Source organism: Paraeggerthella sp. (assembly GCF_048427265.1).
Taxonomy (GTDB): domain Bacteria; phylum Actinomycetota; class Coriobacteriia; order Coriobacteriales; family Eggerthellaceae; genus Paraeggerthella; species Paraeggerthella hominis.
Genome location: NZ_DBFOSR010000034.1, coordinates 28,615 through 43,275 on the forward strand (window position 1 = coordinate 28,615; position 14,661 = coordinate 43,275).

Sequence of the window (14,661 nt, forward strand, 5' to 3'; positions counted from 1 at the left end):
AGCACGGCGTTGTTGGATGGAGCCGTCTTCATCAGGTCTCGTCGATAGGAGAACGCACATGCCGGGAGGATGCTGGATATGCAATCCAATGTGCGGGAAATGCCAACCTGCACCCAAAAAGTCCGGAACGTGCCCGGATTGCGGCACATGCACCATCTTCGACAGGGTCGACATCGTCAACGGCGTCGATCTGCACTGCAAAAAGTGCGGCAAGGACATGAACGATCTTGTTCGGCCCCAGCCGGTTCGCTGCAACTACAGCGGCTTGATCTGCGCGTATCCCTGCGGCAAAAGCTCTTCGCCACGGCACGACCACGGCAACCAACCATGCAAGCGAAACACTCCGCCCAGCAAAGAATGGCTTGATGCGCACCCCGCCTAGTCAGCAGCATCGGGAATCGTGCGACGGCGCCGGCAAGTTCCATCGCACAGCGTTGAACGAAAAGGAAGCCGCCCTCACGGACGGCTTCCTTTTCGTTCAACGTACCGGGAAACGCGTTAGTCTTTCGCAAGCGCCTCTACGACGAAATCACGGGACAGCTCGGCGCCCGGCGTACCGGAATACTCCGTCATCAGATAGAACAGGGCTTTGCGAATCATGCTGGGAGGCTCCCCCAAACCGTGCGCAACGTAATCGATCGCTTCCTCGGAAAGCACGGGGCTTTTCCCTTCTTCGTAGTACATGGCAAGAAGGGTCCTCACGTAATCAACCAGGCCGGCACCATCGAGGGCTTCGATGCGGATTTCTTCGAAATCGTCCAAAACGCCTTCGAACTGGCTCAAATCGAATTCAGAAAGCGGTTTGTCAGACGAGATGACGGTATCCAAACCATGACGCTCGCGCTCCTGGAGCAACAACCTGCACAACATGGGTCCCACTTCTTCGTCCTCGAAGAAGCCCTCGAAGTCATCCAAGAACAAGACTTCGTGTTTTCCCAGGTCATCGAAGTAGCCGTCATAGACATTTGCCCGCATGGCCTCCGGCAGTTCTTGACAGGGACGATACAGAACGCGCTTCGTGGAAAGAAGGTCCTTGTCCAGCTGCCGTGCGCGCAGCACCGTGGTCTTGCCCGATTCTTTCGGACCTACAAGGAAGAGCTTTTCCGGCTTCCCATGCGTTTGCGTGATATCGATGATCCGCTGAAAAGATTCGCGGTTACCATCTGAGAAGATAAGTTCGTCTAAGGGCGTTAACATGGGAGATCCTCTCTCAATCGCAGAATATGAAATGTAGCATCCCCATGCCAGCCGCATCGCGGTTGCTTACATACTAGCACAGAAACCGAAGGTGGGAAGAGCCGGGAGCAAGGGCCCGAGCTCATCACGGGCGATCAAGAGCCCAGAACACGCAGCGGAGAATAGGCAAGCGGAGCGGTTGCCGCTCGAGATTTCCTGGCAACGAAGCGCAGGCGCCGGCAATCCGCCACCCAACACCCACTGCTCTCATTCCACGACCGCTCCTCGCACGCTTTCTCGTAGTCCTCCAAAACAAGCTCTCTGTCTTCGGGGCGATACAAGGCCAGGCTCTTCGCGAAGCGGGACTCAGCCCACAAGCGCAAGCCGTCGCGACCGTTCTCCAAAGGCGTTGCTTTGTCAAAAGCGCTCATTGCCACAACCTCGAATCCGGCGATCTCCAAAGCACGTCGGTACGCTTTTTCTTTTGGGAAGCAGAACTGGCAAACGTAATCGCCGCTGTGCTTGCGTATCGCCTGCGCATAGCCGTCTTCAAGAGATTCCGCATTGCCGAACGCCCCCATCTCCCCCACCAGCAAACCGCCGGCAGGCAAGCAGCAAGCCACGTTCTTCAGAAGGGAGATCTGGTCGGTCACAAGGTCGAACGCTCCGTCCGAATAAACGACGTCCGCCAACTCCGGGCGCCGATCGCCCGAAGCGCGCGCAACCGTCGAAATGCTTGCGACGGCAACGCAGCCGCACCGCTCCAACTCGGTCGAGCTCAAGCTCTCGTCGCATGCAACGTCCAGGATTCGAAGGGCTTCCACCTTTTTCGCGGACAGATTCGCAACGGCTTCCAAGACATCGATGAGGGGGCTTCCCTTCATATAGGGCGCCACCGCTTCAGCAAGATCTCCGTTCCAGTCCATCTGCCCGCTCCTTACCGTCTTGCCTCGACCTCCCCTTTCAGCAAGGAGCATAGCGAAGCCCCGACAACGCCGCAAGGCAAATGGCGCAACGCAGCTCAAAGTGGTACCCCGAGTATGACCTCATTTTGAGAAAATACCCTGATTAGCCCATGCGTCATCGCGAGATGTTCTCTATAGTCAAATCAAGCCGCACGCTGCAGCCCGCGTCTCGCATGAAGAGCACGACCCTCTGATCATCCCCGTGGTCACCCGAGCATGCTCACCCCCATCGAGTTCGAGATCCCTGCATCGTGCGGCTCTCGTTTTACGGCGGCTCGATGCAGCCGATCCCGGACGAGCCGTGCTGTCACGATTGGGACAGGCGGGACGAGACCTCGCAGCCTTGCGTTCGCACTGGCTTCGAGGGGCCGGGGGCCTGCGGGGGCGGGGGGCCTGCGAAACCGGCGACCTTGCGGGGTCGGCGTCTTTGCAGGTCGGAGTCCCTGCGGGACCGGCGACCTTGCGGGACCGACGCCCTTCTGTCAAAACGGACGAGTTTTGCGGCGGTTTTTCGCCTTGTCGGGGCTATGCCGCTACAAGTGTTTTACATCGTGCCTGATCAGAGGGCTGTCACCTCGCATTATCCTTGTTTGAGGATCAGCAAAACTCGTCCGTTTTGACACGGGCACGCAAGGACGTACGGGGAGGGTCGGCACTGCCGGCAGCAGCGGGCGCGCAAGGACGTGTGGAGGGTCGTCGCAGGCGGCAGCAGCGGGCGCGCGAGAACGCCGTCGTATGCTTCGCGTGAATTTCCAGGCGAGCATCAGGAAATGATACAATCAGACTCTACTATCGATGCGATCTTCAACCTCGAATCTCAAAGGAGGACGCATGAACGAACCAGCCTCCATCCCCTACCTTGCCCTCGACAAGGACGTCGAGGCGATCATCCTGTCCGATCGAGCCGCCGGAAGGCGGAACCCGCATGCGTTCGACGACGCGGCCATCGCGCGCCGCGAGCCGAATCCGCATGACGAGGGAACCCTTACGCGCCCCGCCTTCGCGCGCGATATCGAGAAGATCATCAACGTGCCCGCCTACAACCGCTACGCGGACAAGACGCAGGTGTTCTCGTTCATCGAAAACGACGACATCTGCCGGCGCGGGCTGCACGTGCAGCTTGTCAGCCGCATCGCGCGAAACATCGGCAGTCTGCTGGGCCTGAACTGCGACCTCATCGAGGCCATCGCGCTCGGCCACGACGTTGGGCACACGCCGTTCGGCCATGCAGGCGAGCATTTCCTCAACAAGTGCTACCACGCGCAAACCGGTCGCTACTTCAACCACAACGTCCATTCCGTGCGCGTGCTCGACCAACTGTACCGGCGAAACGTCAGCCTGCAGACGCTCGACGGCGTGCTCTGCCACAATGGGGAATTCGCTCAGCAGGTGCTGCGCATGGGCCATACTGCTACGTTTTCCCAGTTAGACGAACTGGTGGAAGCCTGCAACGCCGACGAGTCCACCATCAAGACGCTGCGACCGTCCACGCTGGAAGGATGCGTCGTACGCGTGAGCGACATGATCGCCTACGTGGGAAAGGATCGCGCGGATGCCATCGACATGGGCGTGATCGATTCCCTCGACGTATTCGACAGCACGGTCATCGGCCGCGACAACGCCCGCATCATCAACAACCTGACCGTAGACATCGTGAACAACAGCTACGGATCCGACCGCATCGCCATGAGCGAAAACGTGTTCGCCGACCTCAAACGCGCAAAGCGCCAGAATTACGAGATCATCTACGAACGCGAGGGCATGGTGCTCGGAGCGGGAAACGTGGTGGAGGAAATGTTCGCGGAGCTGTACGAGCGCCTGCTGAGCGACCTTAAGGCGGGCGACGAATCGTCGCCTGTGTTCAAGCATCACGTATCGAACCTCGTAGCGAAATCCCGCACGGTGTCGGCCGAGGAATACCTGGCCACGGAGCCCAATCAAATTGTCGTAGACTACATGGCCTCGATGACCGACAGCTATTTCACGGCTTTGCATGCGCACCTGTTCCCCAAAAGCAACAAGCAAGTCTTCGGACGCGGCTACTGCGCCGATTTGAGCTGAACCGAAAGGACGCCCATGAAACTTGTCATCGCATCCGATCTGCACGGCTCGGCCGCCGCCGTGCGAACGCTTGCCAGGCGCATTGAAGAAGAGGCGCCGGACCGCATCGTCTTGCTGGGAGACCTTCTCTACCACGGGCCCCGCAACGACCTGCCGCAAGGCTACGCGCCCAAAGAGGCGCTTGCCGTACTGAACCAGATGGCGGATTTCATCGTGGCCGTGCGCGGGAACTGCGATGCGGAAGTCGACCAGATGGTGCTTGATTTTCCCTGCATGGCCGATTACGCGCTGGTCGAAGCAGATGGACGCCTGCTGTATTGCACGCACGGCCACCTGCCCGGAAAATCCCCCGATGACGCTCCGGCGCTGCCGAAGGGGTCGGCGTTCCTATCGGGCCACACGCACGTCAAAACCCTTGAGGAGCGCAACGGCGTGCTGTTCGTCAATCCCGGCAGCGCCTCGATCCCCAAAGACGGAAGCGCCAGCTACGCCGTATACAACCAGGGGACGTTCACGCTCAAGAGCCTCGAAGGGGAAACGATCCGCGAGCAACGCTGGTAAACCGGCAAGACGCGAGGCGAAGCGAGAGGCGGCGCGGGGCGCAACCCCGGCAGCGCCCGCATCCCGCTTCACCCCGAGCCCCGCCCCGCGCTACGACACCCGACCTCGATCCACCGTGTACGTCGCGTCGGCCACCGACGCCGTCGACGCACGGTGGCTCACCAGCACGATGGTCTTTCCCTCGCGGCCGTCAAGCAGCGCCTTGAGCACGGCCGCTTCGTTCAAGCTGTCGAGGTTCGACGTCGGCTCGTCCAACAGCACGAACGGCGCATCGTGCAAAAACACGCGCGCCAGACCGATGCGCTGGCGCTCGCCTCCTGACAGCGTATCGCCCAATTCGCCTACCGGTGTGTCCAAACCCCGGGGAAGCCGCTCAACCAGGCTGGTCAACGACGCCTTGTCGCATGCCGCTTGCAGTTCGTCTTCCGTCGCATCCGGCTTCGCAAGCATGATGTTGTCCCGCACGGAGCCTGCGAACAGGTGGGTTTCCTGGGTCATGTAACCCTGCAGCGCGCGCAGGCTTTCCGTGTTCACGCGGCGCACGTCGGTGCCAGACACCTCCACTACGCCGCGAGTTGCATCCCAGAAGCGCATGAACAGCTTGCACAGGGTCGACTTGCCCGATCCGCTCCTGCCGGCCAAGTGCACGATCGATCCCGGCTCGATGCGCACGTCCACGTTGTCGAGCACCGCGACGTCTCCGTAGGAAAAGTCCACGCCACGCGCGCTTGCGCCCAAGAACTCCGACACGTCCGCACCGTCGAGCACGTCATCGGTCTGAGGACGCTCGTCCAGAAGATCGAGAACCCGCGCGCCGCTGGCCAGCGTCTGCTGCAGCGTCGAGCCCAGGTTCGCCACCGCGATCACCGGCCCGAACGACGACATGAGCGCCGACGAGGCGACGATGGCGGCACCTGGAGAGAGCTGGCCCTTCGCCACCAGCGTACCCGCAGCCAGCACCATGACAACGTCGAGCGCCAGCACAAGCGCGTTCACGCCCGCCAAAGCGACCGAAGCGCGCCCCTTGAGACGAACCTCGTCGCACTCCAACAGCTTCGTGCGCTCAGCCAACTCGCGCACGCGATCGCCCGCCCGCCCGAACTGGAGCGTTTCACGCAGTCCGCGCAGGCTGTCCAGCACGAACGCGTTCATCGACCCCAGCCCCTCGCGCACCGCCTGACCGCTTTCTCCGGCAGCCAGCGACGACACGAACGGAGCCACGACGCCCACCAGCGCATACGAAGCCAAAGCCAAAACGCCCAGCAACGGCGAGAACCAGCCGATGAACGCCGCCATGCCCAAGGACACCAGCAGCGCGATCAGCGCAGGCGACAGCGTATGCGCGTAGAAAACCTCCAGGAGCTCGATGTCCGACGTGACAAGCGACACAAGATCGCCTTTGTCGCGGCCCTCGAGCTTCGCCGGCGCCAGACGTCGCAGCGCAGCGAACACCTTGTCGCGCACGAGCGCAAGCAGCTTGAAAGCAAGATAATGGTTGCACAACTGCTCGCCGTAGCGCAAAGGGCCGCGCGCAACACCGCACACCGCCACCAGGACCAACGCCGTCCCAAGCCCCACGCCCTGCGGCAGCCCCGCCGCATCGGCCAGCGCGAACGCAGCCAGAACCGTAAGGAAAATGGCAGCGCCGAAGCCCAGCACGCCCAGCACCGCCGCTAGCACCATCCACGGAAGCAGCGGTTTCACCAGGCCCACAAGCCGCATCATCACGGCCAGGTGAGAGCGGCGCGGCGCAGTTGCGAACGAAGAAGCGGCCGATGGCGGCGCATCTTCCGCACTCGAGGGCGTTGCTTCCCCGCCTTCGGCATCGCCCGCACCGTCATCCCCGTTCGCACGCGAAGCTTCGCCTTCGCTCGCGCTGGCGAACCGCTCCAATGAAACCTGCTGGCGCCACAAACGTGCGAACGCGCCGTCACGCGCCAGCAGTTCGTCGCATGCGCCCGATTCGGCCACGCGGCCATCGTCGAGGACGTAGATGCGGTCGGCCGACGCCACGGCGGACAGCCGGTGCGTGATCATGATGACGGTTTTTTCGCGCGCAAGGGCATGCACCACGCGCACGATGGCGCGCTCGCTTTCGGCATCGACGTTCGACGTCGCCTCGTCGAACACGTACACGGGCGTATCGTGCAGAAGGGCGCGCGCCAAAGCCAAGCGCTGCCGCTGTCCGCCGGAGAGGTTCGATCCCTGCTCGGCTACAGGAGCATCGAGCCCGCCCGCCACACGCACGAACCCGTCCGCTCGACAGCGCTCGAGCACCGCCCACATTTCGGCATCGCTTGCCTGCGGGTCGGCCATGAGCAGGTTCGATCGCACGGATCCTTTGAACAGGTAGCTTGCATACGAAACCACGGTCACGGTGCGCGCCGCCGATGCTTGCGATACGCAGCCAAGCGGCACCCCGGCCAGTTCGACCTCCCCGGTGAATCCCGCGTTGCGTCCGCACAGAACGCCCGCGAGCGTCGACTTGCCCGATCCGCTTTCGCCCACGATGCCCGTGAACGACCCCGCCGGAGCGTCGAAATCCACGTCCGAGAGAACCGTTCGCTCGCCGTCGTACGAATACCCCACGCCACGGCACGTCACGCCGGCCTGCTCCGATTCGACGACCCGCGACCCTCGCGCCGTCTCCGGCGCGTCCAGAATCGAGAACATCTTGTCCGCGGCGGCCATGCCGTTCATCGCCGTATGGAAGAACGACCCCAAGGTGCGCAGCGGAATGAAGAACTCGGCCGACAGGAAGATCACCGCAAACGCCGCGAACAGGGGAATCTCCCCGTTCGCGAACTGCACGAGCGCAACCACGATGCCCACCGCCGCGCCGCCGTACGCGAACACGTCCATCACCGTAACCGAATTGAGCTGCATGCGCAGAAGGCGCATGGTAGCGCGGCGAAACGTCTCGGCTTCGTCATTCATCAAGCGATGACGCTCCTCATCGGCCCGGTATATCTTGAGCGTGGTCAGCCCCTGCAAGTTCTCCAAGAACGATTCGCCCAAATCGGTGTACGCGCCCCAGTACTGACGCATGGCGCGCTTGGCGATCTTCTGCACCGCGACGATGGAAAGCGGGATCAGCGGCACGCACGCAAGCAAGGCCGATGCAGCGGGAAGGCTCAACGGCGCCAGGCAGGCGAACAGCGTGAGCGGCGCCAGCACGGCGTAGACCAGCTGGGGAACGTACTGCCCGAAATAGCTTTCAAGCTGCTCGCAGCCCTCCACGCTCACCTGGACCGCTTCGGCAGTGGACACGCGCTCGGAGTACGCAGGCCCCATGCGCACCAGCTTCTCGTACACCTGCTGGCGCACCTCGCGCTTGGCGGCCTGCGCAGCGGCAAGCCCGCAACGCTGCGCGCCGGCCAAACACGCCATCCGCACCGCGATGGCGGCGGCTCCCGCGCATCCCAGGCCGATCAGCCAAGAGCCCAGATCCTTCACACCCTCGAACCACGCTTGCACGAACAAGCCGATAAACACCATAAGCGCCACGTTCGCGGCGAGAGCCGCCCACTGCAGCGCGACGTTGACAACAATGGGCCCGCGCGCGGCGGGCACCATACGCAAAAGACGCATGCTGAACACGAACATCTACCTTTCAGTCGACTCGACGGGTCGCGACGGCACATCGACGTTCGACGGCGCCGCAGGGGACGGCCGGTCGGTCTTGACCACAAACCCGAAATACACGATGTGCGCGATCCACACCGCAGCCACCACGATGCGGCCGACCGGCACGTTGGCCATGAGCGCGAACGAAACCCCCAGCACGACGGTAAGCGGGCCGAGCAGCAGGAGCTTCGCCTTGACGGTCATCGTGCGCTTGGTGGCGTACCCTTCGACAACCGAGCGGTAAAGCCTGGTCGAGCGGAACCACGCATTCACCCGCTCGGAGCTGCGAGCGAAGCAAAACGCCGCCAGAAGCAAAAACGGCGTCGTCGGCAGAATCGGGACCACGGCTCCAAGCGCGCCCAAGCCAAAGCTTGCAAGCCCCCCGAAAGCCCATAACCGTTGTCCGATCCTGCGTTTCTTCATAGACGAGCATCCTTCGCGTCGTACCGACCACGTCGTCCGAAGCCGGACGACCCTTTGTTATCCAAAACTAACATAGATAGGATACGAGACAACCGCCATATTGTAAACCTTGGCTAATTTCCTCAACGCGAAGGACCGTGCACCGGGCGACGTTGCCAGCCGGTCGGAGAAGGCGGAGCGAGAGAAGGCGGCGGCGCACGTTATTGCGCAGGCTCCAAGCTCGTCAGAACCAGCCCGGCAGGGCGCGCGGCCACGAGTCTGAAACGCAAAAAAGCCGCGCCCTCCGAAGAGGGCGCGGCGTCAGGCACGTTTCACGAAGGTGAATCTTTACGCGTTGTCGACCTTTTTCTCAGGCACGAAAAAGATGAACACAAGCGAGCTGATCAACAGCAGGAACGGGTAGAACAGAAACGGAATGATCTGGAACGCCGACAGCGCATATCCCAGCTCAGCCGTAGCCGAAACGGCCACGAGCATCTGCGCGCCGTACGGGATGACCCCCTGGAACACGCAGGAGAACGTGTCCAAAATGGACGCGGTCTTGCGCGGCGTGATGTCGTACGTCTTCGCCATGTCGGCCGCGATGGGGTTCGCCATAACGATGGCGACCGTGTTGTTCGCCGTGGCGATGTCCATAGCGCCTACCAGCAAGCCCATGCCCAGCTGACCGCCCTTCTTGCTCTTGAACAGGCTCTTGATGCCGTTCAGCAAAGCGGTGAAGCCGCCGTACTCGCGAATGAGGGCGCAAATCGCGCTTACCAGCACGGCCACCATGGTGGTCTCGAACATGCCGGCGGCGCCCGAGCCCATGTTGGCCAGCAGGTCGGTGGGAGCGGTCGCCCCGGTTGCCATCATGATGAGGGAGCCGGACACAATGCCCAGCAGCAGCACGATGAACACGTTGATGCCCACGATGCCGCCGATCAGCACGATCAGGTACGGGACAAGCTGGATCAGATCGTACTCATGATGCACGGTCCCGCTGATGTCGGCGCCCAGCGACAGCACCAAGATGATGACCAGCGTTGCAATGGCAGCCGGCAGGGCGATCTTGAAGTTCTCGCGAAACTTGTCCTTCATCTGGCAGCCCTGGCCCTGGCACGCCGCGATGGTAGTATCGGAAATGAACGAGAGGTTGTCGCCGAACATCGCGCCGCCCATGACGCTGGCCACGCACAGCGGCATGTCGAACCCCGAGGCAGCGGACACGGCCACGGCGATGGGCGTGATAAGCGTGATGGTACCCACCGACGTTCCCATGGACAGCGACACGAAGCAGCTGACCACGAACAGAACAACCACCGAATACTCAGCGGGAATAACGGAAAGCAGCAGGTAGGCGACGCTTTCCGCGCTATCGCGTCCAACGGTGCCCACGAATATGCCGGCAGCCATGAAGATGAGGATCATGGTGACGATCGTCTTGTCCCCGATGCCGCGGCCCATGATGACAAGCTTGTCGTCGAAGGGAAGCTTGCGGTTTTGGAAGCAAGCCACCATCAGCGCGATCAGGAAGATCACCACGATGGGAATGTTGTAGAACCCCATGGATATGCCCAAAACGTACTCGAACAGCACGCCTAGGCCCAGATACAGCACGAGGAACACCCCGATGGGCAGAAGCGCCTTCACGTTCCCCTTTTCCATGCACGAACCCCTTTCCAATTGGAACAATCCGCTTATTGTACCCTAGCAACGCCGATTCAGGCCGTGCAATATCCCCAAACCGCGCAAGGTCAAGTGCTCGTCGGCGCAGGTCACGCGCTGCGAAAGCGCCGCCATCGTCTGCGCGTCCTCGCCCGTGGCAACAACGGTCGTCTGGTACCCCAGCTCGCGCCACACGGCGTCCACCAATCCGTCGATGCGAGCCACCTCTCCTATCACGACGCCCGACTGCATGGCTTCGCGCGTGTTCTTCCCGATCACCGACGCCGGCGTGCGAAGATCCACGACCGCCAGCTGAGCAGCCGCATCCGATACCGCCCGTGCAGAAAGCTTCAGACCCGGAGCGATGATGCCGCCCACGAACACGCCCTCGGCGTCGACCACCTCGAAGTTGGTCGTCGTGCCCAAATCGACCACCAGAAACGGCGGCTCGTACGCAGCCTTCGCGGCGGCAAGGTCGGCTACGCGGTCGGCCCCCAGCTCGCCCGGATCGTTGTAGCGCATCTTGACCCCCGTCTTCAAACCGGGGCCCACCACAACCGGCCGTCTTCCCGTCAGGCTCTTCACGGCGGCAGTCCACGCGTCCGTCAAACCGGGAACCACCGACGCCACGATGCCGTCGTCAACGGAAACGGGATTGTCGAGCGTCGCCAGAAACGAGGAAATGCGAACGCGGACCTCGTCGGCCGTCATGCGCTCGTACGTTGTAGCCGTCCAGGTAGCCGTCAGCTCGCCCGCTTCGAACAAGCCCAGATTGGTCACCGAATTCCCCACGTCAACAGCCAACACCGACTGAGGCGCGCGCGTACGCTGCCCGGCTCGACCCTCGCCCATAGAAGCCGCCTTCCTTCATGAATTACACAATCACGCGAATTTAACGATACTCGTCGCGCGCCGCACCGATTATACTGTACGCGTCCGATCAGTAACCCGACTTCCTAAAACGCAAGGGGAAGCGGATATACGAAAAGGAGAAGGATATGGACTCTGTCAAAGGGCAGCTGACGCTGCGCGGCGTTCTCATAGGCTGCGTAGGCTGCGCCATCATCACCGCGGCATCGGTGTACACGGCCCTCAAAATGGGGGCGCTCCCCTGGCCCATCGTGTTCGCGGCCATCATCTCGCTGTTTTTCCTGAAAGGCCTCGGCCGCGGAAAAGCCAGCCTCAACGAAGCGAACGTCACGCATACGGTTATGTCGGCCGGCGCCATGGTAGCGGGCGGCCTCGCGTTCACCATCCCCGGCATCTGGATGCTGGGCTATGCCGACGAAGTGGGATGGTTCGAAATGCTCCTGGTTGCGCTGTCCGGCGTGATCCTGGGCCTCATCTGCACCGTTATGCTGCGGCGGCACTTCATCGAAGACGCCGAGCTGGAATACCCCATCGGAGAAGCGGCTGCGCAAACGCTCATCGCCGGCAACGCGGGAGGCAAGGTGGGCCTCAAGCTGTTCGGCTCCATGGGCCTTGCCGGCGTCTACACCGCGCTGCGCGATTTCTTCGGCGTGATTCCGGCCATGCTGTTCGGCAACGTAGCCGTTCTCGGCGTTGCGTTCGGCATCTACAACTCGCCCATGCTCTTGGCCGTAGGATTTTTAGTGGGCACGGGCGCGGTGATCGTATGGTTCGCCGGCGCGCTGTTCGCGAACTTCGGCATCATCGTAGGCGGATCGGCAGCCGGACTGTGGGACGTCGCGTCCGGGCAGGGCATCGTGTCCAGCTTGGGCATGGGCGTGATGATGGGCGCCGGCCTGGGCGTCATCTTCAAGAACATCCTGCCTAAGGCATGGCAGATGATCAAGAACACGAAAGGCTCGCTCACCGTGGCCGCCAGCCCCGCGCCCTCGAACCTTTCGAGCGACGACCCGGCGGCACGGCGCCGCATCCGCCTAAGCGCGGGCATTGCCGCATGCGGCGTGGCGGCCGTGGCGCTGCTCATCTGCTTCGGGCTGCAGCTCGGCCCCGTGCCCGCCGTCATCGTAGTGGCGCTTGCCTGGGTGGCTACGGCCATGAGCGCGCAAAGCGTCGGCCAAACGGGCATCGATCCCATGGAGATCTTCGGGCTTATCGTGCTTCTGGCCGTGGCGGCCGTATCGAGCGTGCCGCAGGTTCAGCTGTTCTTCGTCGCGGGCATCGTTGCCGTCGCGTGCGGCCTGGCCGGCGACGTGATGAACGATTTCCATGCCGGCCACGTGCTGGGAACCTCGCCGAAAGCGCAGTGGATCGGCCAGGCGATCGGCGCCGTGCTGGGCGCGATCGTGGCCGTGGCCGTCATGGCCGTGCTGGTGAGCGCCTACGGGCCGGAGTCGTTCGGGCCCACCGGATCGTTCGTGTCGGCGCAGGCTTCGGTCGTGGCCACCATGGTGTCGGGCATCCCGTCCGTACCGGCGTTCGCCCTTGGGCTTGCGGCGGGATTCGCGCTTTACCTGCTGAACTTCCCCGCCATGATGCTGGGCTTGGGCATCTACCTGCCTTTCTACATGTCGCTTACGGCGTTCATCGGCGCCATGGTCAAGGTGGTCTACGACGCCGTCTGCAAGCGTCGCCGCGCCAAGCTCTCCCCTGACGAGCGCGCCGCGAAAGAGAAGGAGCAGCAGGAGACCGGTCTTGTGGTGTCGAGCGGCGTTCTGGGCGGCGAGTCCATCGTAGGCGTGCTGGTGGCATTCGCCGCCGTGTTCGCCGGAATGGGCGCGTAACGCCGAGCGCGCAGCAACGACGCGACCTGCGGCATCGACATCGCCGCAGGTCGCGAACCGCCGGCTGCGACCTGCAACCGCAGCCGGCGGTCGCAGGTCGCGCTCGCGGGTCGCAGCCCGCATTGTCGCCCGAAACGTCCGGTTTTCTCGCCGAAACCGTCCGTTTCGGGCGACAATGTTCGTCTTGCGAACCGAATGTCCACCATCCGCCCGCGCTGATTCTGTGAAATGATAGGTCAAGGTCTCATAGGGCGAATGGTGGTGAGATGCGATGAAAGCCAATGATGCAGAACTTGCCGGGCTGCTCTCGCAAGCCGAGCGTGCAGGAAAATGCCTGGTTCCCTCTTGCGATCGCGTTCGGGCGATCTTGCGGAGGCGCGCCGAATGCGGCGCGGTCGTTCGTCCGATGCGAGGCGTGTATGCAAGCTCGGCGTGCTGGAATGGGCTTTCGAGGTTCGATCAGGCGCTCTACGTGCTTCGCACCGTGCAGGAGCTGCATCCGGATTGGGTTTTTTGCCACGAATCGGCTGCCGTTGCGTTCGGCCTGTCCGTTTCGTACAGCAGCCTGGACGTGGTTCACGTTGCAACGTCCCGGTCGAGGCGCAACGTCAGCTCGACGAACGTTCGATGGCATGTGATTTCGGGCGACGAGCCCGTGGTCGTTCGCGGGCTTCGGGTAACGTCGCTTTCACGGACCGTTTTCGACTGCATGCGCACTTCCGGCTTCGAGCAAGCGCTTGCCGTTGCCGATAGCGCGCTGCGCATGAGCGGAAAACCATCGAGCTGGTTCGTTTCCCGCTTCAAGCGCTTGGGAAGCGGCCATGCGCATGTTGCCGATGCCGTTCGCACGATGTACCACGCCGACCCTTTGAGCGAAAGCGGGGGCGAATCCATTGCGCGCGCCGTGATGATCAGGCAGGGCTTCGCGCTTCCCGAGCTTCAGGTCGCTCTGCCGCAGCCCTTGCATGCGGGACGGTTCTATCGCGTCGATTTCCTTTGGACTCGCCTGGATGGAGGCAGGGTCCTCGGAGAGTTCGATGGGATGCAGAAATACGAGGATGCGGAGTTGCTCGGCGGCCGGTCTTCGTTGCGGGCGCTTGCCGATGAGCGTCATAGAGAAGCCCAGATTACGCTGTACGGCATGCCTATCGTCCGATTTTCGTGCAAGGACGTGATGGACCAGGCACTTTTCGTGAAGCTGCTCGAAAGGTACGGGATTCCTCGCAGCACCGAAACCGCTCTTGCCGAGCGGAAGTTCGAACGCTCCCGCTCGGATTCGGCGCAGGTTTTCACGGTGCGCAGCTTCGAGGACGGCCCTTTCGAGCCTTTTGGCGCCTAGCTCAGGAAATTGTCGCCCGAAACGTACGGTTTCGGCGAGAAAACCGTACGTTTCGGGCGACAATAGGTCACGAGGATCGGGAGCAGGGACCGACGGACGCGGAACGGGAAGACGCCGATCTCGGGACGAGAACCGAACCAGAAAGCAGAAA

The 14,661-nt window shown here is 62.4% G+C and carries 10 protein-coding genes; 4 read left to right on the plus strand and 6 right to left on the minus strand.

What is annotated here, in order from left to right:
- Positions 1-498 precede the first annotated feature (498 nt).
- Together ACMNI9_RS03690 and ACMNI9_RS03695 are read right to left on the minus strand one after the other, a co-directional pair.
- A complete protein-coding gene (locus ACMNI9_RS03690; protein WP_114567998.1) occupies positions 499-1,197 on the minus strand; it encodes a hypothetical protein in 699 nt (232 codons plus the stop codon).
- Between the two features lie 134 nt (positions 1,198-1,331).
- On the minus strand, positions 1,332-2,102 hold the full coding sequence (locus tag ACMNI9_RS03695) for a methyltransferase domain-containing protein (RefSeq protein ID WP_418830913.1): 771 nt from the start codon (positions 2,100-2,102) through the stop codon (positions 1,332-1,334).
- A gap of 870 nt (positions 2,103-2,972) precedes the next feature.
- Here ACMNI9_RS03695 and ACMNI9_RS03700 point away from each other — a divergent pair.
- Together ACMNI9_RS03700 and yfcE are read left to right on the plus strand one after the other, a co-directional pair.
- Positions 2,973-4,202 (plus strand): deoxyguanosinetriphosphate triphosphohydrolase family protein, encoded by a 1,230-nt coding sequence (locus ACMNI9_RS03700; RefSeq protein ID WP_114566877.1) that lies wholly within the window; start codon positions 2,973-2,975, stop codon positions 4,200-4,202.
- Between the two features lie 15 nt (positions 4,203-4,217).
- On the plus strand, positions 4,218-4,763 hold the full coding sequence (yfcE, locus tag ACMNI9_RS03705; protein ID WP_114566878.1) for a phosphodiesterase: 546 nt from the start codon (positions 4,218-4,220) through the stop codon (positions 4,761-4,763).
- Between the two features lie 90 nt (positions 4,764-4,853).
- On the opposite strand, the gene cydC is transcribed toward yfcE, so the two are convergent.
- The 4 genes from cydC to ACMNI9_RS03725 form a co-directional block, all read right to left on the minus strand.
- A complete protein-coding gene (cydC, locus tag ACMNI9_RS03710; protein WP_418830914.1) occupies positions 4,854-8,363 on the minus strand; it encodes a thiol reductant ABC exporter subunit CydC in 3,510 nt (1,169 codons plus the stop codon).
- Between the two features lie 6 nt (positions 8,364-8,369).
- The gene (locus tag ACMNI9_RS03715) at positions 8,370-8,813 is read right to left on the minus strand and encodes a YbaN family protein (RefSeq protein WP_225749071.1); all 444 of its coding nucleotides are present in this window, start codon (positions 8,811-8,813) and stop codon (positions 8,370-8,372) included.
- A gap of 327 nt (positions 8,814-9,140) precedes the next feature.
- Positions 9,141-10,460, minus strand: coding sequence for a Na+/H+ antiporter NhaC family protein (locus ACMNI9_RS03720; RefSeq protein ID WP_114566880.1), 1,320 nt, complete (start codon positions 10,458-10,460; stop codon positions 9,141-9,143).
- A 42-nt stretch (positions 10,461-10,502) separates the two neighbouring features.
- On the minus strand, positions 10,503-11,312 hold the full coding sequence (locus ACMNI9_RS03725) for a type III pantothenate kinase (protein ID WP_114566881.1): 810 nt from the start codon (positions 11,310-11,312) through the stop codon (positions 10,503-10,505).
- A gap of 146 nt (positions 11,313-11,458) precedes the next feature.
- Here ACMNI9_RS03725 and ACMNI9_RS03730 point away from each other — a divergent pair, with 146 nt between their 5' ends.
- Both ACMNI9_RS03730 and ACMNI9_RS03735 read left to right on the plus strand, forming a co-directional pair.
- Complete coding sequence (locus ACMNI9_RS03730; protein ID WP_418830915.1) at positions 11,459-13,171, plus strand: OPT/YSL family transporter; 1,713 nt, start codon at positions 11,459-11,461, stop codon at positions 13,169-13,171.
- 271 nt (positions 13,172-13,442) lie between these two features.
- Positions 13,443-14,510: a type IV toxin-antitoxin system AbiEi family antitoxin domain-containing protein gene (locus tag ACMNI9_RS03735; RefSeq protein WP_418830917.1), complete on the plus strand. Its 1,068-nt coding sequence runs from the start codon at positions 13,443-13,445 to the stop codon at positions 14,508-14,510.
- Positions 14,511-14,661 lie beyond the last annotated feature (151 nt).

Bases quoted from the DNA above. Each gene is read 5' to 3' on its own strand.
- ACMNI9_RS03695 (WP_418830913.1), bottom strand. From the start codon at position 2,102: ATGGACTGGAACGGAGATCTTGCTGAAGCGGTGGCGCCCTATATGAAG.
- ACMNI9_RS03690 (WP_114567998.1), bottom strand. From the start codon at position 1,197: ATGTTAACGCCCTTAGACGAACTTATCTTCTCAGATGGTAACCGCGAA.
- ACMNI9_RS03715 (WP_225749071.1), bottom strand. From the start codon at position 8,813: ATGAAGAAACGCAGGATCGGACAACGGTTATGGGCTTTCGGGGGGCTT.
- ACMNI9_RS03725 (WP_114566881.1), bottom strand. From the start codon at position 11,312: ATGGGCGAGGGTCGAGCCGGGCAGCGTACGCGCGCGCCTCAGTCGGTG.
- yfcE (WP_114566878.1), top strand. From the start codon at position 4,218: ATGAAACTTGTCATCGCATCCGATCTGCACGGCTCGGCCGCCGCCGTG.
- ACMNI9_RS03735 (WP_418830917.1), top strand. From the start codon at position 13,443: ATGAAAGCCAATGATGCAGAACTTGCCGGGCTGCTCTCGCAAGCCGAG.
- ACMNI9_RS03720 (WP_114566880.1), bottom strand. From the start codon at position 10,460: ATGGAAAAGGGGAACGTGAAGGCGCTTCTGCCCATCGGGGTGTTCCTC.
- ACMNI9_RS03700 (WP_114566877.1), top strand. From the start codon at position 2,973: ATGAACGAACCAGCCTCCATCCCCTACCTTGCCCTCGACAAGGACGTC.
- ACMNI9_RS03730 (WP_418830915.1), top strand. From the start codon at position 11,459: ATGGACTCTGTCAAAGGGCAGCTGACGCTGCGCGGCGTTCTCATAGGC.